20 protein-coding genes are annotated in these 21,008 nt (G+C 42.6%); 13 read left to right on the top strand and 7 right to left on the bottom strand.

The window, feature by feature from the left end; all coding sequences use genetic code 11:
• Positions 1-679 precede the first annotated feature (679 nt).
• Positions 680-1,582: a bestrophin family protein gene (locus F8S12_RS36340; protein WP_196521188.1), complete on the top strand. Its 903-nt coding sequence runs from the start codon at positions 680-682 to the stop codon at positions 1,580-1,582.
• Between the two features lie 55 nt (positions 1,583-1,637).
• Here F8S12_RS36340 and F8S12_RS36345 read toward each other — a convergent pair whose 3' ends face one another.
• Positions 1,638-2,486: a M28 family peptidase gene (locus F8S12_RS36345; protein WP_196521189.1), complete on the bottom strand. Its 849-nt coding sequence runs from the start codon at positions 2,484-2,486 to the stop codon at positions 1,638-1,640.
• Between the two features lie 321 nt (positions 2,487-2,807).
• Here F8S12_RS36345 and dnaK point away from each other — a divergent pair, with 321 nt between their 5' ends.
• The 8 genes from dnaK (at position 2,808) to F8S12_RS36385 (ending at position 10,313) form a co-directional block, all read left to right on the top strand.
• Positions 2,808-4,901 (top strand): molecular chaperone DnaK, encoded by a 2,094-nt coding sequence (gene dnaK, locus F8S12_RS36350; RefSeq protein WP_196521190.1) that lies wholly within the window; start codon positions 2,808-2,810, stop codon positions 4,899-4,901.
• A 142-nt stretch (positions 4,902-5,043) separates the two neighbouring features.
• The gene (locus F8S12_RS36355) at positions 5,044-6,039 is read left to right on the top strand and encodes a DnaJ C-terminal domain-containing protein (protein ID WP_196521191.1); all 996 of its coding nucleotides are present in this window, start codon (positions 5,044-5,046) and stop codon (positions 6,037-6,039) included.
• Between the two features lie 491 nt (positions 6,040-6,530).
• Positions 6,531-7,037 carry a J domain-containing protein gene (locus F8S12_RS36360; protein WP_196521226.1) on the top strand — a complete coding sequence of 169 codons (507 nt, stop codon included), beginning with the start codon at positions 6,531-6,533 and terminating at the stop codon, positions 7,035-7,037.
• A gap of 62 nt (positions 7,038-7,099) precedes the next feature.
• Positions 7,100-7,372, top strand: coding sequence for a DUF3143 domain-containing protein (locus tag F8S12_RS36365; protein ID WP_196521192.1), 273 nt, complete (start codon positions 7,100-7,102; stop codon positions 7,370-7,372).
• A 137-nt stretch (positions 7,373-7,509) separates the two neighbouring features.
• On the top strand, positions 7,510-8,838 hold the full coding sequence (locus tag F8S12_RS36370; RefSeq protein ID WP_196521193.1) for an eCIS core domain-containing protein: 1,329 nt from the start codon (positions 7,510-7,512) through the stop codon (positions 8,836-8,838).
• Entirely contained in the window at positions 8,835-9,575 is a 741-nt protein-coding gene (locus F8S12_RS36375) for a hypothetical protein (RefSeq protein WP_196521194.1), read from the top strand. Before F8S12_RS36370 ends, F8S12_RS36375 begins: the two co-directional genes overlap by 4 nt.
• 141 nt (positions 9,576-9,716) lie before the next feature.
• Positions 9,717-9,998, top strand: a complete 282-nt coding sequence (locus F8S12_RS36380) for a hypothetical protein (protein ID WP_196521195.1) — start codon at positions 9,717-9,719, stop codon at positions 9,996-9,998.
• 21 nt (positions 9,999-10,019) lie between these two features.
• Positions 10,020-10,313, top strand: coding sequence for a hypothetical protein (locus F8S12_RS36385; RefSeq protein WP_196521196.1), 294 nt, complete (start codon positions 10,020-10,022; stop codon positions 10,311-10,313).
• Between the two features lie 12 nt (positions 10,314-10,325).
• Here F8S12_RS36385 and F8S12_RS36390 read toward each other — a convergent pair whose 3' ends face one another.
• The 5 genes from F8S12_RS36390 to lysA form a co-directional block, all read right to left on the bottom strand.
• Positions 10,326-10,613, bottom strand: coding sequence for a DUF2442 domain-containing protein (locus tag F8S12_RS36390; protein WP_196521197.1), 288 nt, complete (start codon positions 10,611-10,613; stop codon positions 10,326-10,328).
• Between the two features lie 18 nt (positions 10,614-10,631).
• Positions 10,632-10,946: a DUF4160 domain-containing protein gene (locus F8S12_RS36395; protein WP_230968520.1), complete on the bottom strand. Its 315-nt coding sequence runs from the start codon at positions 10,944-10,946 to the stop codon at positions 10,632-10,634.
• A gap of 105 nt (positions 10,947-11,051) precedes the next feature.
• Positions 11,052-11,801, bottom strand: a complete 750-nt coding sequence (locus tag F8S12_RS36400; protein ID WP_196521198.1) for an isoprenyl transferase — start codon at positions 11,799-11,801, stop codon at positions 11,052-11,054.
• Positions 11,798-12,721 carry a diadenylate cyclase CdaA gene (gene cdaA / locus F8S12_RS36405; RefSeq protein ID WP_196521199.1) on the bottom strand — a complete coding sequence of 308 codons (924 nt, stop codon included), beginning with the start codon at positions 12,719-12,721 and terminating at the stop codon, positions 11,798-11,800. Before cdaA ends, F8S12_RS36400 begins: the two co-directional genes overlap by 4 nt.
• A 225-nt stretch (positions 12,722-12,946) precedes the next feature.
• Complete coding sequence (lysA, locus tag F8S12_RS36415; RefSeq protein ID WP_196521201.1) at positions 12,947-14,356, bottom strand: diaminopimelate decarboxylase; 1,410 nt, start codon at positions 14,354-14,356, stop codon at positions 12,947-12,949.
• A 91-nt stretch (positions 14,357-14,447) separates the two neighbouring features.
• Between lysA and rimI the strand changes: the two genes are divergently transcribed.
• Positions 14,448-14,999, top strand: a complete 552-nt coding sequence (rimI, locus tag F8S12_RS36420; RefSeq protein WP_196521202.1) for a ribosomal protein S18-alanine N-acetyltransferase — start codon at positions 14,448-14,450, stop codon at positions 14,997-14,999.
• Positions 15,000-15,436: 437 nt separating this feature from the next.
• The gene (locus tag F8S12_RS36425) at positions 15,437-17,905 is read left to right on the top strand and encodes an ATP-dependent Clp protease ATP-binding subunit (protein ID WP_196521203.1); all 2,469 of its coding nucleotides are present in this window, start codon (positions 15,437-15,439) and stop codon (positions 17,903-17,905) included.
• A gap of 167 nt (positions 17,906-18,072) precedes the next feature.
• On the opposite strand, the gene F8S12_RS36430 is transcribed toward F8S12_RS36425, so the two are convergent.
• Positions 18,073-19,806, bottom strand: a complete 1,734-nt coding sequence (locus F8S12_RS36430; RefSeq protein ID WP_196521204.1) for a hypothetical protein — start codon at positions 19,804-19,806, stop codon at positions 18,073-18,075.
• Positions 19,807-20,186: 380 nt separating this feature from the next.
• On the opposite strand from F8S12_RS36430, the gene F8S12_RS36435 reads away from it, so the two are divergent.
• Positions 20,187-20,456: a hypothetical protein gene (locus tag F8S12_RS36435; protein WP_196521205.1), complete on the top strand. Its 270-nt coding sequence runs from the start codon at positions 20,187-20,189 to the stop codon at positions 20,454-20,456.
• Positions 20,457-20,660: 204 nt separating this feature from the next.
• Positions 20,661-20,870, top strand: a complete 210-nt coding sequence (locus tag F8S12_RS36440) for a type II toxin-antitoxin system HicB family antitoxin (protein WP_196521206.1) — start codon at positions 20,661-20,663, stop codon at positions 20,868-20,870.
• Positions 20,871-21,008 lie beyond the last annotated feature (138 nt).

The following is a 21,008-nucleotide window of genomic DNA, read 5'->3' on the forward strand; positions in this document are numbered from 1 at the left end:
ATTCAGCCGTATTTTGTTATGTCTGGATGATTTTGAAAATTTTGGTCGCTTTTTCCAAAAAGAAACTCCAGATGCGTTTAAGGCATTCTGGAGTAGTAACAGGTTTCTAACATCAACTAATTTTTACCTATGCGATCGCTAAATGTCGTTGGGGTATATACTCAAATGTATTTTATGTCTAATCATCCGCCAATTGAACAGCAGGTTACTTTCTTTTATACCCATGATTTCGATGCCGTTTTGAGACAATCCCTAAAAAAAAGACATAACTTACTTAGTTATGTCTAAACGTTGAATTTACAGGGCAGGATTTTTACAGGGTAGAACTTTTTCATTTACTGAGGTACATCTACCGATTAATGGTGTATGACGATCATCAATGGTTCCGTAATTTTTCTATCAATTTATCGGGGTGAAGCGCGGGATTTATTCAGCCACCGAGAAATATTTATATTTCTTTACAATTAGCCGCGTAGACATCGCCAGCCGTAGGCATCGCTTTTGACTCTTATATAACACAAGGTAGGATACAGTCATTGCCGCAAATATATCCCGTTCCTTCCCAAGGCTACTTATTAAAGTATTATTTTTGCCAATTATGCTATTTATATAGTTATTATTTTTAAAGTATCTGATGTTTGATATATCGCTTCGCTAAATATTATCTTAGGGTAACTGCATGACAGCCGAAAAACTGAAATTGCTACGCACTACATTCCAACTTAAAGGTTCGGTAATTAAAGCAATTTACAAACATATTTTATGGTGTGGAGCTTTCGGATTTTTGATTTCTATACTTTACCATTTTGACGTGCCTGTATCCCAACCTATTTTAGGAAGTGTTATTCCTAGTATTGTTTTAGGTTTGTTACTTGTATTTCGCACAAATACCGCTTATGAGCGATTCTGGGAAGGTAGAAAATGCTGGGGATCTATAGTAAACAATGTCCGAAATCTAGCGCGGCAAATTTGGGTATCAATTGATGAAATCTCACCAGAAGATAAAGACAATAAAATTACGGCATTAAACTTATTGATAGCTTTTGCTGTGACAACTAAATTACATTTGCGAGGAGAAGCTGTCAATAGCGAGTTAGAAGAATTAATGCCATCTACTAAGTACATAAAACTGAAGATTATGAATAATCCCCCCATAGAGGTTGCCTTTTGGATAGGAGATTATTTACAGCAGCAGTATCATCGCAATTGCCTTAATAGCTACCAGTTAACATCTATGCAAGAATTATTGAATAATCTAGTGGATAATTTGGGTGCTTGCGAACGTATTTTAAAAACACCTATGCCATTAGCTTATGCCATTCATCTTAAGCAATTATTAATACTGTATTGTTTCCTGCTACCCTTTCAAATAGTAGAGAATCTGGGTTGGTGGACAGGTTTAATTTCTGCTTTAGTTGGGTTTACCGTCTTTGGTATTGAAGCCATCGGTTTGGAGATAGAAAACCCCTTTGGTTATGATGCCAATGATTTACCTTTAGATGCAATTTGCGAGACAATGAAACGCAATATTAACGATTTGATTAGTTTGACTCCTGGTGTACAATCATACAAAAAAATATAGGATTAAAGTAGACATTAGAAGTTATTATTTTAGGATTAAAAATATTCCTAACTTTTTATAGACTCCGAATAGCAACTTCTAAACCTTCACATACACCGCTCAGAAAATCTAAATCCAAAGTAGCGATCGCATCACTAGACTTGTGATAATGTGGATTTCTCAAGAATGCCGTATCTGTGATCATAATTGCCGGATAACCCAAATCCCAAAAAGGTGCATGATCACTAAGTCTGGTTTGGGGAACTATTAAACCTCGATTCGGCACGGGTAGCCACTGACTCGATACGCCAGCTTTGCGAATACTACGGCTCATACCAATTAAGTCAGGCAATGTCCGCAAATTGCCAATTAAAGCAATAAAATCACCTTTATCTGGGTAGAAGCGTTCCAGAGGAGGGGGGTAACTTTGGGAACCAGGTGTAGAATCCTTATAGCCCAGCATTTCTAAAGAGATCATTAAGCGTAGCTGCTGCTTTTGTTGATGCAACAGAGATGCATAATCAGCGCTACCCAGTAAGCCGTATTCTTCCATATCGAAAGCAACCAGCCTTAAGGGATATTTTAGAGGTTTGGCAGCAAACTTTCTCGCCAATTCCAGCAACACCGCCACCCCTGTGGCATTATCATCAGCTCCTGGTGTTCCAGGAACGGCATCATAGTGAGCGCCAATTAAGATTGGTGGCAAATCCTTTTTTTGCCCTCTAGCTTGAGATGGTAAATTTAGTATCAAGTTCTTACAAGCTTTACCTCTGACTTCAAAGGTGTGGATTTCCACACTCCCCCATTGTGAAAATTCCCGACGGATGTATTCTTGGACAAAAAAATGTCCAGCCGTTGCCATGTAAGGATCGCGTTCTCGCGCTATCTCACTTAGGGAACTTTGTAATCGCTCTGTTAAATTCAAATCTTTAAAATATTGGCAATATTAGGGTTTTCAGGCACTTAAAAAAGCAGATCAAGCATGGATTAAAGTGTATTTACTTACCAACTTGAAAATTCCGTAAAGAGAAGTAGCTAGATAACAAGAATGAAGGCTGCTTGGGCACACAAACCATCTCAATGCTATCCTAGTCTTGCAACTATCTCCTTTAACTGCACTTTTTAACTTACTGCCTTAATGATGACTACTATACCATTGAGGTGCTTTCATCCTGTAGCACAAAGCTAAAGGTAGTTCCGCCCAATCATAATAAATATATAAGACGCTTTAGGAGAAGAGTAACGCATGGGCAAGGTAGTCGGCATCGACTTGGGTACAACCAACTCAGTAGTCGCCGTTATGGAGGGTGGCAAGCCGGTGGTGATTGCCAATGCAGAAGGAATGCGAACAACCCCCTCCGTAGTTGGCTTTAGCAAAGAAGGCGAAAGGGTAGTTGGGCAAATGGCACGGCGACAAACCGTTCTCAATCCCCAAAATACCTTTTTCGCAGTTAAACGCTTCATTGGGCGCAAGTATGGCGAACTTAACCCAGATTCCAAGCGTATACCCTACACTATCCGCAAAGACGAAGTAGGTAATATTAAAATTGCCTGTCCTCGCCTCAATAAAGATTTCGCCCCAGAAGAAATTTCGGCAATGGTGCTGAAGAAGTTAGCAGACGACGCTAGTCGCTACTTGGGTGAACCAGTGACAGGGGCAGTAATTACAGTACCCGCTTATTTTAACGATTCTCAGCGACAGGCAACCCGCGATGCTGGCAGAATTGCTGGCTTAGAGGTGCTGCGGATTCTCAATGAACCAACTGCTGCATCTTTGGCTTATGGATTAGATCGGGGTGAGACAGAAACTATTTTAGTATTTGACTTGGGTGGTGGCACCTTTGACGTATCGATTTTAGACGTTGGTGATGGGATATTTGAAGTTAAGGCTACCAGTGGAGATACGCAACTCGGTGGTAACGACTTTGACAAAATAATAGTCGATTGGTTAGCAGAGCAATTTCTGGAAACAGAAGAGGTAGACTTAAGACGCGATCGCCAAGCTTTACAACGTCTAATGGAAGCTGCGGAAAAAGCTAAAATTGAGCTTTCTGCCGTCAGCGTCACCGATATTAACTTACCCTTCATCACCGCCACGGAAGATGGCCCCAAACATCTGGAAACTCGTTTAACTCGTTCCCAGTTTGAAGGTTTGTGTGGTGATTTGGTGGGGCGATTGCGGACACCAGTGAAACGAGCGCTTAAAGATGCCGGACTTTCACCTAGAGACATTGAAGAAGTTGTGTTAGTTGGCGGTTCTACCCGGATGCCAATGGTGAAGCAGCTTGTGCGGGATTTGATTGGTACAGAACCCAACGAAAACGTTAACCCCGATGAAGTCGTGGGAGTGGGTGCAGCAATTCAAGCCGGAATTCTCGCCGGCGAACTCAAAGATGTGTTGCTTTTAGATGTCACACCGTTGTCTTTGGGATTGGAAACCATCGGTGGCGTGATGAAAAAACTCATTCCCCGTAACACCACCATCCCAGTCCGTCGTTCTGACGTTTTTTCTACGTCGGAAAATAACCAAAATACTGTGGAAATCCACGTAGTCCAGGGCGAACGGGAAATGGCAGCAAACAACAAGTCTTTGGGACGGTTTAAGCTGTATGGCATTCCACCAGCACCACGGGGTATTCCTCAAGTACAACTATCCTTTGATATCGATGCTAACGGTATTTTACAGGTGACAGCCTTAGATAGAACCACTGGCCGAGAGCAGAGTATCACCATTCAAGGCGCTTCTACCTTGAACGAGTCGGAAGTGAATCGGATGATTCAGGACGCTCAGAAATACGCCGATGTTGATCGGGAACGTAAAGAACGCATAGAAAAGCGGACTCGTTCTGAGGCGTTGATTTTCCAAGCAGAACGACAGCTTAGAGAAGTAGCTTTGGAATTTGGTATGCAGTTTGCCCGCAGCCGCCGCCAAAAAATTGATAGTACTTGCCGGGAACTACGAGATAGTCTTAAGGAAAATGACGATCGCGGTATTGATCAAGCTTACGCCGATTTGCAAGATGCTCTGTATGAGCTAAATCGGGAAGTCCGCCAGTCTTATACTGAGGATGAAGACGACAATTTGTTTGGTACTATCCGTGACATCTTTACTGGCGGCGATAAGGAACGAGAACGCGAATCTGTGCGAGATACATATCGGGAACGCGACTCCTATGGCAGGGACACTGGCAGAGACTATGGCAGGGACACTGGCAGAGACTATGGCAGAGACTCTACCAGAGACAGTCGTTCTTCTTCCTATGACAGCCGTCCTACACGCAAATCTCGTCCAAGCTACCAAGATAACTGGGATGATGATGAAGACAATGATTGGTTGTAGTACTTTTAATAAAAGTTAGGAGTGAGAAGTTAAAAATTAAATTTTTCAACTCATTACAGACGCGATTAATCGCGTCTTTACTCCTAACTCTTAATTAATCCAAAATCTAAAATCTAAAATCTAAAATTTAAATAACTGAACTATGCAAAATTTGCCGAACTTTCGCGATTACTACGAGATTTTGGGAGTATCTAAAGATGCCTCTAGCGAGGAAATTAAAAAGGTTTATCGGCGGTTAGCAAGGCAATACCACCCCGATCTTAATCCGGGTAACAAAGAATCTGAGGAAAAATTTAAGGATATTGGCGAGGCTTATGAAGTCCTTTCAGACATGGCCAAGCGATCGCAGTATGACCAGTTTAGCCGCTACTGGAAGCAAAAAGGTTTTGCAGGCAACAAACAAACGCCAAAAGCCAAAACTTGGCAGAATAGTGCTGGTGCGAGCAACGGTAATCAGGGCGTAGATCCAAGCGAATTCTCCGACTTTGAAAGCTTTATTAATCAAGTTATCGGCGTCAAAAATAAGAGTACGGCAAGTAATTCTAGTAATGGCAATACGAGCGATCCGTTTCGTTCACCGAGGACAAAAGTTGCCTACACCCCTAACACCCCACCTCGCACTACCCGTCGGGATATAGAAGCTAGATTAACGCTCCCGCTAGAAAAAGCTTATCAAGGCGGTAATGAACGCATTCGTTTGGAAGATGGGCGATCGCTAGAAGTTAATATGCCACAAGGTATGGTAACAGGTCAAACCATCCGTTTGCGTAACCAAGGCGTTGGTGGTGGCGACCTATACTTAAAAATTACCGTCGAGCCTCATCCATTATTTAAGCTAGAAGGTTTAAATATACTCTGCCAAGTGCCCGTTACTCCCAGCGAAGCAGTTTTAGGAGGACAGGTAGAAGCACCAACTTTAGATGGCCCAGTGAAAATGACAATTCCGCCAGGAGTTAGATCAGGTCAAAGATTACGCTTGGCGAATAAAGGCTACCCTGTTGAGAACGGGAAACGTGGCGATCAATTGGTGGAAATTCAGATAGTTACTCCGAAAAATATTAGTCAAGAAGAACGGGAACTTTACGAAAAGTTACGGCAAATTGAAACCTTTAAACCCCGTGCTGATTTAATATGTTAGAAACTAGCTTTTCATCGGATGTCAAAAAAGAGTGATGGTTAGGAGACGATTTACATGACTTTCCAAGAGCTACAAATAGGCAATTACTTTCGTGTATCTGGTATGAGTGCTGAATGCGTGTATAGGAAGGCAAGCATTTCTCATTGTAGTCAAAACACTTTATTACAGCCCATTCGACCCAGCACAAAGGTTATAATACTTACTCCTGCAGAAGTCACAAACTATTTTGCAACCAAGCAAGAGTATCTTAAAAGCCTGGTGAAATAAAGATTTTACTACCTATAGATGCGGCTGGTAGGGGTAAAGCTTAGTCAGACTAGAAACCATTATTTTGTCTAGCCCGCGCCAAGAAGCTTTGTTTGTGTAGCCTCACCTTTGAGAGTATAAACCTGCTGTGTTTTCTTGTGTCCTCTCCAATTCACAAAAGATTTAAAATATAAAAAATATCTTTGAGCAAAGTGACTCAAACAGCCGTGAATCAAAACAGGGCAATGCCACAAAGCAGTGAACCAACTTATTACTCCCTGCTAGGACTGCATCCCTGGGCATCGGTAGTTGACATTCGTCGCGCTTATCGGCAACTGAGCAAACTCTATCATCCTGATACTACAGACTTGCCGACTGCGATCGCCACTCTCAAGTTTCAGCAAATCAACGAAGCCTACGCCACCCTTAGCCATCCAGAGCGGCGCTTCGGCTACGATTTAAAAATTGGCTATTCCCGCTTTGGAGTAATTCAACCACCCCCTGACTTGAATCATCCAGTTTCCCATTCTTATGACTGGTCAAAATCAGCTTACCTTGATCCGAGCGATCGCCCCCTCTCATCTGGCGAAATCTTTGCTTTATTTATGCTGGTATTAACATTTGTAGGTTGTCTGCTATTAGCTGTTGCCATTGGCTTAACTCGTGGTGAGGCTGCGATCCATTCCCATTTACTACAGCTAACTCCATCTGTACACCAACACATTACCCATGTGTTGCAACTAGTTACCTGATGGTAATTAAAAATTAAAAAACTTCCTAATCCAAAATCTAAAATCTAAAATCTAAAATTCCTATGCCTCTTCTTCCTTCTAGTACTCCCCTATATAATCATCCCCTGCCACAAATTGAGCAGTGGCTAAAAGACCAAGGCTGTCAACAAGACGAAATCCAGAAGCATTGTTGGCGTGTGCAGCAGCCCAGTTGGCAAGCTGAACTATGGCTAGATGTCGAGCAAATCGTAGTCCGATATGTCCAATCTGGGGAAAATGGACAACATATCCAACGCTCATTTAAGTATTCCCTGAGCCGGGATGATATAGAACAAGCTGTTTTTTCTGGCCCGTGAGTAAAGTACTAAGTACAGTTAACCGTAAATTCAGACGAAAGTCGGTAGCGATCGCATTTTGATCAACTGTAAAATTTACGGGTATAAATCCCGGCAGCAAGAATCACGGCTGTACTCATTGTTCAAGGAAGGGTGAGATGAGCGATCGCACGTTTGGGCACAAGAAAGCAGGTACATCAACTTTTTCAAATCCATCTCTTGTCTCACCAACTACTCCGACCCTGGCGAACCCAGTGCGAGGCTTTGGTTTACCAACGAATAATGTTATCCAAACAGCAACTGAGGAATCAACCAACCTTCAAGAAGCGCAGGCTGCTGACGAGCAATCTTTGTTATCAGAAGTCATTCACCAACGGTCTTTTGGTCACGACATTAGTCGCATGGCGTTGCGTCGTCCCCAGGCAAAGCTGACGGTGGGAAAACCAGGGGACAAGTACGAGCAGGAAGCGGATTGGATGGCAAATCAGGTGATGCGGATGGTTATGCCAGATAAACTTAACGCTCAAAGCGTACAGTCTGTACAAGATTCCTTGCAGCGCAAATGTGCAGCCTGTGAACAGGAAGAAGACAAAGTACAAACTAAACCATCCATACAAACGGCTACTGATGGTGGCTTACAGACAGGGAATAATATTGAAAGTCGGCTCAATAGCAGTAAAGGTGGGGGTAGTCCTCTGTCGGATGAGGTGCGATCGTTCATGGAACCCCGCTTTGGCGCTGATTTCAGCCAGGTGCGGGTGCATACAGGCAGCGAAGCCGTGCAGATGAACCAGGATTTGAATGCTCAAGCCTTCACACACAAACAAGATGTTTATTTTGGTGCGGGAAAATCTCCTGCGAAGGATGCGTTGACTGCCCATGAGTTGACCCATGTAGTGCAACAAATAGGAATCGTGCAATGTCAAACAGCAACGGCGGGTGGAGACCCCGAATGTCCTAACCTTCTTGAGCAGATTCGCCGTTTCATCTTTGGAGATGAAAACACTAAGGGACTGATCCAACGGTGGGAGGAGTTACGAGCAGATCCGCGAAATCTCCAATGGGACTACTGGATTAACCCTCATCCGCAGTATGGTTCGGTTGAAGGGCATCAACAGCAGTTTAGGAATATGCAACAAGGGTTACGGAACAGACTTAACCAGTGGAACAGCAAGAATTGCGATGACCCAGATGGTACTGTCCAATTACCTGAAAACGCTTGGGATTGGGCTACTCGTCAAGCCCCAGTTCCGATTCCGCGAGAGCGCCCTGCGCCTTCTTCTTCCCGCTCTGTGTCTGTATCTGATGTAATTGACGTTCTAGTCACTTTAGGATTGTCAATCGCACTGCTTAGTGTAGTTATAGCAGCTTTGGCTGATCCTGAACCTGCTACCAAACTAGCACTTGCTGGACTTTCTGTAGTGATGATAACTTTACTGCTTACGCGACTTGGCATTCAAAGCGATTCTGGAGGCTCAACGGCATGAATTCTGATTCCATTTGGCAACCCAATACTGGGCTGCAATGGCTACAAGCTTTAGCTCTACCCGCGCAGCCTTGGGTGAAACCCTTTCTGAAGCCAATGAAATTTCCGCCTGCTTTAGCTAGTGATCCACAGATTTTTCAAGCTATCCATACTAAGGCGGTTGAAAAACGTGCCGCTCTGTGGGAAGCAAACAAGGAACTAGGCTATTTGCCGGAACTGGATACCGCCATTACACGGGAGTTTGTCACTGAGGCACTGGAACATCTCGAAGCCAAGGTAGACTCCTCAGCAGTGGAAGCTTTTAAGGACTGGGCATACCGAAATTTCATTCACAATGAGTTGACAGGCGCACTTCTTGCTTGGCGGGTGGTTCTACGCCACGCTTGCGGTCAGGGAAATCCAGCATATACTTCGGTTTTACCACCTCAAAACCTATTACCCCTGCTTCCCAAAATAGCTGATTTGGTCAGCTACGAGCGCGATCAAGAAACACACGACGAACTCCGTCGATTATCACCGCCATACAAAGACGAAGAAGGCTTGGGCTTAGACATATCGCCCCAAGCAATGACTGTTGAAGAGATAGTTCGCAATGAATCAACTAGAGCCGCATTGCAGTGTATCGTAGATGCCCTATCAGAGTCTGAACGTGAAGAGATACTGGCTTGGGCTAAAGCGCAAGGGACTGAACAGCAGGTTCCGGCTAGTTTATTACTTGGTGCAATGCCATTGGATTAATGAGATCGCTCCTTTGCTTATAGTGCGATCGCTGTTAGGTCTTGAGCGATCGTGTACGGATTGCTGACGCGATCAACTGTGGGACAGATGGGAAGGGGCGATCACTTGCTAGAATGAGCAGAAATTTAGAGCGCGATCGTAATGTGTGAGTCCAACGAGGAGGAGCGCAAGCAAATTGAAGGTAAAACACCCCATGCAGAGCAGAGGTCGCAAGAAGCCCAAGACGGTACAGTGACTCGGCAAGTAGGCGATGTCAATCGAGTTGTCAGAGAAGGTCGGCTATTCCAAGATGCTGAAACTGGTTATTATGTATATGTAAAGAGTGATCGAGTGGTCATCGTTGATCCAGCAACCAACCAGCAAATTACTCAGTTCAAAAACTCAAGAGCCAATACCCAAAAGCGCATTGAGTCAGGTCGATAGAAACCTATCTCCTAGCAAGCTATGTTTAAAGCGATCGACATTTGGAAAAGACTAGATGACGCAGCCGCTATCCGCTATCGCTGTTTCCAACGCCTTAATGACGGACAGTTTTGTGTACAAAGTGCTGATTATTACCACCTTCCCCTGAACGAAAACCAGATCAAAGCACTAGACAAACAATTTTTAGAACTCTTCATCGAAGAATCTCCTGATCAACGATCCTCCCTTTATTCCACTATTGAAGAGGCGATCGCTAATTATGACCTGGAATTCTCAAGCGATTTTGTCTTTTCTCCACAACGAAAAACTGCTTGAGGTGCGATCGCACTATGACTGCTGAATGCGATCGCTGGCCTTGTCTTCACTCTCCATCAAGGACACACCATTCTTCCAAAGTTCATACTCGCTAAGATCAATCTCCTCATTCCACACAATCCCATAGCCCCCTTGCTCGACCTTAAAGTCCTTGAAAAAAGCAGGTTGTCGAAGTGGAGAAAACATTGGAGTATCTAAGAGATGACGAACATCGTATTTTTTTACCTCTTGATTGGTAAATTCAATGACTAGAGTAGTATCATCGATTGCTTTAGCGTGATGAATTCGGGGATACAACATAGCTGCTCCTAACCAAATCTACTTCAAAGGAGGTAGCTTACGAAACTCCTGGGTATTCCACATTTGCAACAGTTCTTGCTGGTATAAATTTGCCCACTCTAGGACTAGCTTTTGTGCCCGATTTGGCAAATCTCCTTCAATGATTTGAAGTGATTCAATGCTGACTAACGCATTGTACTCGCCATAGACTGCATGAAAATGAGGCGGAAGGTGATCGCCAAAGAATATTTTAATCACAATTCCATAGAACCGTGCAACCTCTGGCATAACGACATCTAGCAAATACTTAACTCCTTTATTATACCAAAATGCGTACTTTACGGCCGCAGGCATCGCTATCACTGTCAAATTAGGCGATCGCTTCGCTCATCATTTAAGTGCGATCGCCGATTTTGTATCTTCGCTAAGGCATCCTACGAAAGTGGCAGATGCACTATTTTAGACTTTGCCAAACCGCCGTTCTCGTTGCTGGTAGGCACACAAAGCGCGGTGAAACTCAGTCCGGTCAAAATCAGGCCAGAGAGTATCGGTAATGTAAATTTCCCCATAAGCCATTTGCCAGAGCAGGAAATTTGAGAGGCGCATTTCTCCACTTGTACGGATTAACAAATCTGGGTCAGTAATTCCTGCTGTGTACAAGTGGCTTTCAAACACTTGTTCATTAATTTCATCGGGTTGTAGCAGACCTAGCTGAACTTGCTTGGCGATCGCCTGACAAGCTTGTAAAATCTCTTGGCGTCCGCCATAATTAGTTGCCACTGAAAACCGAATACCGCGATTATCCTTGGTTTCTTCCATTGAACGGGAAATTTCTTTTTGAAGCGATTGTGGCAAGACCTGCAAATTTCCCACAAATTTAATTTGAACATTTTCTTCGACCATTTCCCGCAGTTCTTGGCGCAGAACTCTTTGAAATAGAGTCATTAAAAAATCCACCTCTTCCTGCGGTCTTTTCCAGTTCTCGGTCGAGAAAGCATAAGCCGTCAACGCCTGAATTCCCCAATCTTGACAACAGCGAAGTAAATCCTTGAGAGTATCTACTCCTCGCTTATGACCCATAAACCGAGGTAGACCCTGACGTTTGGCCCATCGACCATTACCATCCATAATCACTGCAACGTGCTGGGGCAATAGTTCTCGTTTCAAGTCAGTGGGCAAATCTCGCAGTTTAGTTTGTTGTAGTGTCATTTTTTATCTCGAGAAGCGATCGATGGTAATCCGAGTAAACGTGAAACCAATGCTAGTGCTTTCCCAGCTATCTGACGAATAAAACTTAATAGACCAGGAGCAACAGCTTCTCGATCCACCGTTGGGGACAAGAGAGCCTCTAATGACTCTTTCAGCTTCTTAATCGTCAGTGGTCTATTTAAGGTTCCCCGTTCCGCTAAGGAAATAGAACCCGTTTCTTCAGATACAACGACACAAATGCAATTTTCGACCCGCTCAGTAATTCCCATTGCTGCCCGGTGGCGTGTTCCCAACTGGCGCGAGGCTGTGCGTCCCGAAAGTGGTAAAATTATACCCGATGCGACAATCCTCGATCCACGGATTAACGTTGCTCCATCGTGTAACAAAGTTTTCGGTTGAAAAATTGTTTGGATCAGCTCTTTAGAAACCTCCGCATTTAGCTTTACTCCTGGCACAGAAAAATCTCGCTCATCAATTGGCCCTGTGGTTTCCAAAATTAGTAAAGCTCCAATGCGGTTTTTTGACAATTCTTTAACAGCCTCGACAATTTCATCAATTACACTATCAGATTTGGGGATTGCCAAGCGATCGCCCTGAAACATCTGGCGGAATTCGCCACGGCCCAATTGTTCCAAAAACCGCCGAAACTCTGATTGTAGAGTAACAGCCATCGCCACAGCACAACCAATCACCAACTTTTCCAGTACAAAACTTAGCAGAGGCAGTCCTAATCTGCCACTTAGGGCTGAGGCTAGCATCAAGACGATGAACCCACGCACCATCCACAGTGTCCGGCGCTCACTAATAATAACTAGTATCATATACGTCAGCGCCAGCACTAACAAAATATCCAGAGTCCCAAGTAGCAAGGACTGTGACCATCCTAGGTTTGTCAGCCATTGCTTCCACCAATCTCTCATGACATCTGGATTACACTTTTGCCTCTAATTACAGTTAGTCATTAGTCATTAGTCATTAGTTCCTGGCTAATGAACGCCACTTGCTTTAACAGGGGGAACCCCCGCAACGCAGTGGCTCCCAATGACCCTTCGGGTGACGCTCCTAACGTCGCTACCGCTACGCTAACGCCAGTCACCTGCGGAGGGAAACCCTCCCGCAGTGCTGGACTCACCAAGGACAAATGACTATTTCTTTAGTCTTTCTGGTAGGCAATCTTGTCGAATTAAGTCTTGATAAGTTTCACGTTGCAAAATTAAATTTGCTTCGCCATTCGCCACTATGACTGCTGCCGGTCGGGGCAAGCGGTTGTAGTTAGATGCCATACTGTAATTGTACGCACCAGTTCCCATAACTAAGAGAATATCTCCTGGTTCAGTCTTTGGTAGTAGTGCATTTTTAATCAGAATATCTCCTGATTCGCAATGTTTACCAGCAATTGTTACCGTTTCCGTTAAGGGGGAAGACATTTTATTGGCAACAACTGCCCGATAAACTGATTGGTAAGTAATTGGGCGGGGATTATCAGACATTCCCCCATCAATTGCTACGTAGGTACGAATTTCTGGGATAACTTTGGATGAACCAACAGTATAGGCAGTAACGCAAGCTGTGGCAATTAGCGATCGCCCTGGTTCACTCAGTAATTTCGGCAAAGGCAGATTTTCGGCTGCACAAGCTTCTTGGATGACTTCACAAATTGGTTTCACCCATTCTTCAATACTGGGGGGATCGTCTGATTCTATATACTTAATCCCTAAACCGCCACCAACATTTAACTCTGTCAGTTTTAAACCATACTTTGCCGCTGACCGCAGCCACTCTACCATCAGCGCAGCTAGATCTTGATGCGGTTGACGCTCAAAAATTTGAGAACCGATATGAGCATGTAATCCTACGCAGTTCAAGGCAGATTGTTTGCTTACAAAACTAAACAATTCCTCTATTTGATTGGGATCAAAGCCAAATTTACTATCTAATTGTCCCGTGCGGATATATTCATGCGTGTGACATTCAATACCCGGAGTTAACCGCAGCAGCAACCGAGGATGTGCGGAGGCGGAATTTGTCGTCTCTACAATTTCTCCCAAAATATGTAACTCGTGCCAGTTATCCACCACAATGGTGCAACCAGATTCTATGGCAAAAATTAGCTCTTCACGAGATTTGTTATTGTTATGGAGATAGATTTTATCAGGATTGACACCGGCTTGCAAGGCGGTGTAGAGTTCCCCCCCAGATGCTACATCGATTCCCAGCCCTTCAGAGGCGGCGATCGCACAAACTGCTAAACAATTCCAAGCTTTTGAGGCATATAATACTTGAGATTCGCCCTGATAGTACTGTTTAAAAGCATCTCGGTATTGCTGACAAGCCAAACGCAGCGTCTCTTCATCTAAAATATACAAAGGTGAACCAAATTGCTGAACTAGGGTTGTGACATCACACCCACCAATTTCCAGGAAATCATGGTTATGAACTCTGGCAGTTAAGGGTAAAAGTTCTTGATTAGGCGAGAGATTTGTGTCGGTGCTGCGCCTTTGAGGTAAATATTGACTTCCAGAATGTTGAATCCCAGTGGAGTGAGTCGATACCATAACTGTAAGAGTTGTCCTTGTTAAATTACGGGCTTTGAGTTCGTCTCCCGTTTCCCAGTTTACAAAGGGTTTGTAATCTTATTCAATAAATGTGATTTCATTAGACTTAGAAATTAAATTACTGACTTCAGAGGATCTGAGTGCATTGTTGGAACTCGATCAAGACTGTTTTGGCGGTCTATGGACAAAGGAGGGCTACCAACGAGAGTTGGACAGTCCCAACAGCGATTTGCTGGGTTTATTTTCCCCTGTAACTAATTCGAGACTGCTAGGAATGGGTTGCTTTTGGTCAATTTTGGAGGAAGCCCACATTACAATTTTGGCGGTTCATCCTCAATATCACCGTCAGGGAATGGGTGCAGCTCTACTATATTCACTCCTTAAGACAGCTTGCGATCGCAAAATGGAGCGAGCTACCCTCGAAGTGCGAGCTTCCAACTTGGGTGCTTTATCTTTATATCAAAAATTTGGCTTCAAAACAGCTGGACTGCGGCGGGGTTACTACCAAGATAACGGCGAAGACGCGCTCATTCTTTGGCTCTCAGACCTGCAACACTCCAAGTTTCAAAAGACTTTAGACAATTGGCATACCCTAGTTAGTCATCGTCTGAGCAAATCTTCTTGGCATTTGCTTTTTAAATAATTCGTAATTCGTAATTCGTAATTCGTAATTAATTTGGAATTATCGAGGCTGGTGATCGGCTTCAGCAAAAAAGTGCAACTTTGCTGCGTCTAATCTTATTTGAATATTTTATAGAATAAAATGATTCTATAATAAAAAACTATATAATATATTTTTGTTTGACATTCAAAAATATATATGTTATTTGTAAGTGTTTGGGATTAAGTAAAGAAACTCTCAATATAAACACTCAGCAATTTGTAATAAATCCCAAAAGGGCTGGTGAACTAAAGCTCCTCAGTACACTAGTCAGATAAAAGTAGTCAATAGTTAACAATTAGCCCATCAACCCAAGTCATAGCTTCAGGATGTCTATAATCTGTTATACAGGCATCCAAAAGCTTTGCCTGTGCTAAAATCAGCATACCGGCACGACCGCAGGTGATGGGAAAAATGCCATGTTTGAACGCTTCACAGAAAAAGCCATTAAGGTAATCATGCTGGCCCAAGAAGAGGCCCGCCGTTTAGGTCACAACTTTGTCGGAACCGAGCAGATCCTCTTGGGTTTGATTGGCGAAGGCACTGGAGTGGCCGCCAAGGTGCTGAAATCAATGGGCGTCAATCTCAAAGATGCCCGAATTGAAGTTGAAAAAATTATCGGACGGGGATCAGGCTTTGTTGCCGTGGAAATTCCGTTTACGCCACGGGCAAAGCGAGTTCTAGAACTCTCCTTGGAAGAAGCACGCCAACTGGGGCATAACTACATTGGCACCGAGCATCTGCTGTTGGGCCTAATCCGCGAAGGGGAAGGCGTAGCAGCCAGGGTACTAGAAAACCTCGGTGTGGATCTATCTAAGGTCAGAACCCAAGTCATCCGCATGTTGGGAGAAACTGCCGAAGTTTCACCAGGCGGTTCATCCGGGCGCACAAAAACCCCGACTCTGGATGAATTTGGCTCAAACCTGACTCAGATGGCAATGGACAATAAGCTCGATCCAGTGGTGGGACGCGCCAAGGAAATTGAGCGGGTGATCCAGATATTGGGTCGCCGAACTAAAAATAACCCAGTGCTAATTGGGGAACCAGGGGTTGGTAAAACAGCGATCGCGGAAGGTTTAGCTTCCCGCATTGCCGCTAAAGATATCCCTGACATCCTGGAAGATAAACGCGTCGTTACACTGGATATTGGTTTGCTCGTAGCAGGAACCAAATACCGGGGTGAATTTGAAGAACGCTTGAAAAAAATCATGGATGAAATCCGCTCTGCGGGTAATGTCATTCTCGTGATTGATGAGGTACACACCTTAATTGGTGCGGGTGCAGCAGAAGGTGCTATAGACGCAGCGAATATCCTCAAGCCAGCTTTGGCTAGGGGTGAGTTGCAGTGCATCGGTGCTACAACCCTAGATGAATACCGGAAGCACATCGAGCGAGATGCAGCGCTAGAGCGGCGTTTCCAACCAGTAATGGTTGGCGAACCTACAGTTGATGAAACAATTGAAATTTTATATGGTTTGCGCGAACGCTACGAGCAACACCACAAACTGAAAATATCTGACGAAGCATTGGTAGCGGCGGCAAAGTTATCAGATCGTTACATTAGCGATCGCTTCCTCCCAGATAAAGCCATCGACTTAGTTGATGAAGCTGGTTCTAGGGTGCGCTTGATTAACTCTCAGTTGCCACCCGCAGCCAAGGAGTTAGACAAACAGCTGCGTCAGATATTAAAAGAAAAAGATGACGCGGTGCGCTCTCAAGACTTTGACAAAGCTGGGGAATTGCGCGATCGCGAGATGGAAATCAAAGCCGAAATTCGGGCGATCGCTCAAAGCAAGACCAATGCAACTGGCAATGAAGGTGAAGAACCTGTAGTTACAGAAGAAGACATTGCTCACATTGTCGCTTCCTGGACTGGGGTACCGGTGAACAAACTCACCGAATCTGAATCTGAAAAGCTGCTGCACATGGAAGACACCTTGCATCAGCGTTTAATTGGTCAAGACGAAGCGGTCAGAGCAGTTTCAAAAGCAATTCGTCGCGCCCGTGTCGGTTTGAAAAATCCCAATCGACCCATAGCTAGCTTTGTCTTCTCTGGGCCGACTGGTGTAGGTAAAACCGAGTTGGCCAAGTCTTTGGCTGCTTACTTCTTCGGTTCCGAAGAAGCGATGATCCGCTTAGATATGTCGGAATACATGGAGCGCCACACCGTCAGTAAGCTGATTGGTTCGCCTCCTGGTTATGTTGGTTATAACGAAGGTGGTCAGCTGACCGAAGCCGTGCGGCGGCGTCCTTACACCGTGGTGTTGTTCGACGAAATCGAGAAAGCGCACCCCGATGTATTCAATATGCTGCTGCAAATTTTGGAAGACGGTCGGTTAACCGATGCCAAAGGTCGCACGGTGGACTTCAAAAACACCTTGCTGATTTTAACTTCCAATATTGGTTCTAAGGTAATTGAAAAAGGCGGTAGTGGTATCGGCTTTGAGTTCTCCGAAGATGCCACCGAGTCAACTTACAACCGGATTCGCTCTTTGGTGAACGAAGAATTGAAGCAATACTTCCGTCCAGAGTTCCTCAACCGACTCGATGAAATTATCGTCTTCCGTCAGTTGAGCAAGCCGGAGGTAACACAAATTGCCGAAATTATGCTTAAGGAAGTATTTGGTCGTCTGACGGAAAAGGGTATCACCTTAGAAGTTACCGATCGCTTCAAGGATCGCTTGATCACTGAAGGTTACAGTCCCAGCTATGGCGCCAGACCATTACGCCGGGCGATTATGCGCCTGTTAGAAGATAGCCTAGCAGAAGAAATTCTGTCTGGTCGGATTAAAGATGGCGATACTGCGATCGTTGATGTCGATGAAAATGGCGTTGTGCAAGTTAGTTCTGAACAGCGTCGGGAATTGTTACCCCAAGGTGTTGAGTAAAATTTAAGATTTGGGATTTAAATCTCAAATAGAAAATTAGAAAACGGTAGAGTATTTATTGCTCTACCGTTTTTATTTATAGCTATTTTGCTACCTACAGTCAGTAGCAGATCGGTGTAGGTATTAGGAAAACCCAAAAAATACCATAGTAAAGTAATATTGTGTTTCTAATATCCTGGCTTTTTTCCTGCACCACAATTAGTACATTTAACCCAACCGTCACTTTTATAATTAATTCCGTAATGTTGTAAACTATTTCTACTATCAACAGTTTTAAGGCAGTTCCAACAATAATTTATATAAACATTGTAATTATGATTTCTACCGTCTAATCCAGAAATACCTGAACATTCTATTGGATCAGCATTTGGACACCAAAAAACTGTTATCTCCTGTGTAGTTGAATGTTTACTGTATTCAGGATTGAATGTCATTAGCTCTCCACAAAATCTACATTTTAATCTCTGAGAGTTCTTTTTTACAAAATTAGCCCAAGCTTTAATTTTTCGTATATATTCATCTACATCTAAAGTAATTCGTGGAAATTTAATTTGAATACTTTTAGCAACCAAAAAATGTCTAAGGTTCCACTTATAACATTTATTAGTACTACTTTCTTTTTCTAAGCAGCTTGTTAAATCACCCTTATCAGAGGAGATGTCATCAAATGACATTAACATCGAATCTTCATTTCTATAGGGATTACGCAAAAGACCTCTCAAACTCTTATTCCTCCGTGGACTCTGCGTCCTCTGTGGTTCGATTTTCCGTTGCTTGTGCGTAAGCCCTGTTCTAAATAAAGGAAATAATTGAGATGTATCGCCATTAACAGTAACTATCAGTTTCAGGAATGATTCATGTAGTTTGAGAAATGAAATTTTAGGATATGCAAAAAGTTTTAGACAAAAGGAGACAAGACTAATATCGTTATCATCAGCTTTTTTTGTTAAAATATTTAAATCCAAGTTTTCTTCAACTGCTCTATATAAACTAAATACCTTTGCCTCTTTTGAAAGTTTTTCCCATATACTAACTGTGTCAGACTTAAACTTATCCCATATAATATCTACCTGAACTGTTGGGAGCAAAAAATCAAAAATTATTGGTTGTGCTTGTAACTCAGAAGGAAGTATGGATACAATATATTCAAGTTCTGCTGTATTGGCAGTTTTTAATATATCAACTAGTTTATCCAATTGTGACTTACTTAAATTATTATTAGATGCGCTAATAATATACTTTGCTTGAAGTTTTTTAGGGGCTATATCATAAATTTTGGGAATTTTGAGTAGTTGTTGTGGTAATTCAGTTATGAGGTTATCATAATTATTAAGATATTCAAATATTTCATCAACTATGTCTTTGCTTTCAGTTTCCTCCACAATTTGACTAAAGATTTTAATAGCTTGTTGGGGTTGTAATAACTTCCGAATATCTTTAGAAACCAGATATAGCTCTTCTGGTAAAGATTGGAGAAAAGAATATTTTTGATAAGTGCTTAACAAATTCAACTTTTTTATACAAAGAGCAGCCAAATCATCTACAGATTGACTTTTATTCTTTATACAATTTTGCAAATATTTACTAAAAATTGGCTGCCAAAACATGACTTGATTGCTTAAAGCACAAGTTTTTATAACATCTAAATCTTCTTCATTCTGTATTAAATCTATATCAAAAGATTGGTAACTTATCTTGCCATCTTTATTTGTTACTGTCTTAACATAAAAAGAGACAATAGCATCTTGTTTAAGATAATTTTCACTACATTTAATATCACGTTTATTAAAATACAAATCATCAGAATTTGTGATCTGAGAGATAAAACCGTAATCATTGGGGCGACCTGTTTTTGAGTTCAATCCGCCATACCATTTAACTTTTCCAACTTCTCTATTCATATTCTGGTAAACCCTAGTTTTAAATGTTTATCTAAATTTAATACAGATAAAAATAATCAATTTATGTATAAATACTTATTTTTGGATTAATAAAGAAGTTTTAATAACTTTAAGTGTGATTACTATATTCTTAAAATAATTAGATACTCGACTCTTTTGTGGTTACTTAGCTGTTACGTCAAGCTAAACCAATTACCCTACCCAAATACTTAGAATGTACTATGAAGTATGCGATCGCTTTTCGCATCTGATTTCAGATATTATTCACTGGAATGATTCGAGGATATGACCGTTATGGGATGTTTTTTAATGAACCAATAGGTTATAGAATCAGTCCAGATGGTAGTCGTATTCTACTTTACTATGGGGAGATAAAATCAATGCAGACGACCAATACCACGTCATCCCCCGCACAAGACCGAGTGAAGAATAACTGGGAATTTACAGAAGTATGGATAGATTCAATGTTATCCCCTCCATACATTCTTTTATTGCTTTGCGATAGTGAAGATAACTGTCAAGTTTATGATCCGGCGCAGGGTTATAAAGTTGTATTTTCTAGTAATGACTATAATGCAGCCAAGTTATGGTTACTAGAAGATGAGTATGAGCCAATTAAAGGTAGGCTTTTTGCTGCGGAATTAATCTGAGTTACTAGAGAGTTTTTAGAGAATATGATTGAGAACACTTGCGTAAATCACAAGACTTACACAAGTTTCACCAGCACTGACTAACATCAGTAGCTACTCGTTAGCTACCCACACTCTATGCCGTGTTCAATTTCCCCAGTCCAGTCCATTTTCAGATGCTAGTGTTATGCTGTGAATATTTGACATAGCTTAAATGCTAAAACTATGAAGACTTTCACTGCAATTGTTGAGCGAGATTCTGATACAAAGCTTTATGTTGGCTATGTTCCCGGATTTCCTGGCGCACACTCCCAGGCAGAAACATTGGATGAATTACAAGAGAATCTGCGTGAAGTAATTGAGATGCTTCTGGAGGATGAAAATTTAGCATTCGATACAGAGTTTGTTGGTACACAACAAATTGTAATCCAGTAGATTATGAGCAAGATCCCCATTTTGAAAGCACAAAAGGTTGTTCGGATATTAGTGGCGTGGCAAAGCTAAATTGATGCAATAGAAAAATTGAGTTATGTTTCCAAAATCTCAATGTTTCAGAGATTAGTAATGCACTAT

The organism is Nostoc sp. WHI (genome assembly GCF_015714725.1).
Taxonomy (GTDB): domain Bacteria; phylum Cyanobacteriota; class Cyanobacteriia; order Cyanobacteriales; family Nostocaceae; genus Nostoc.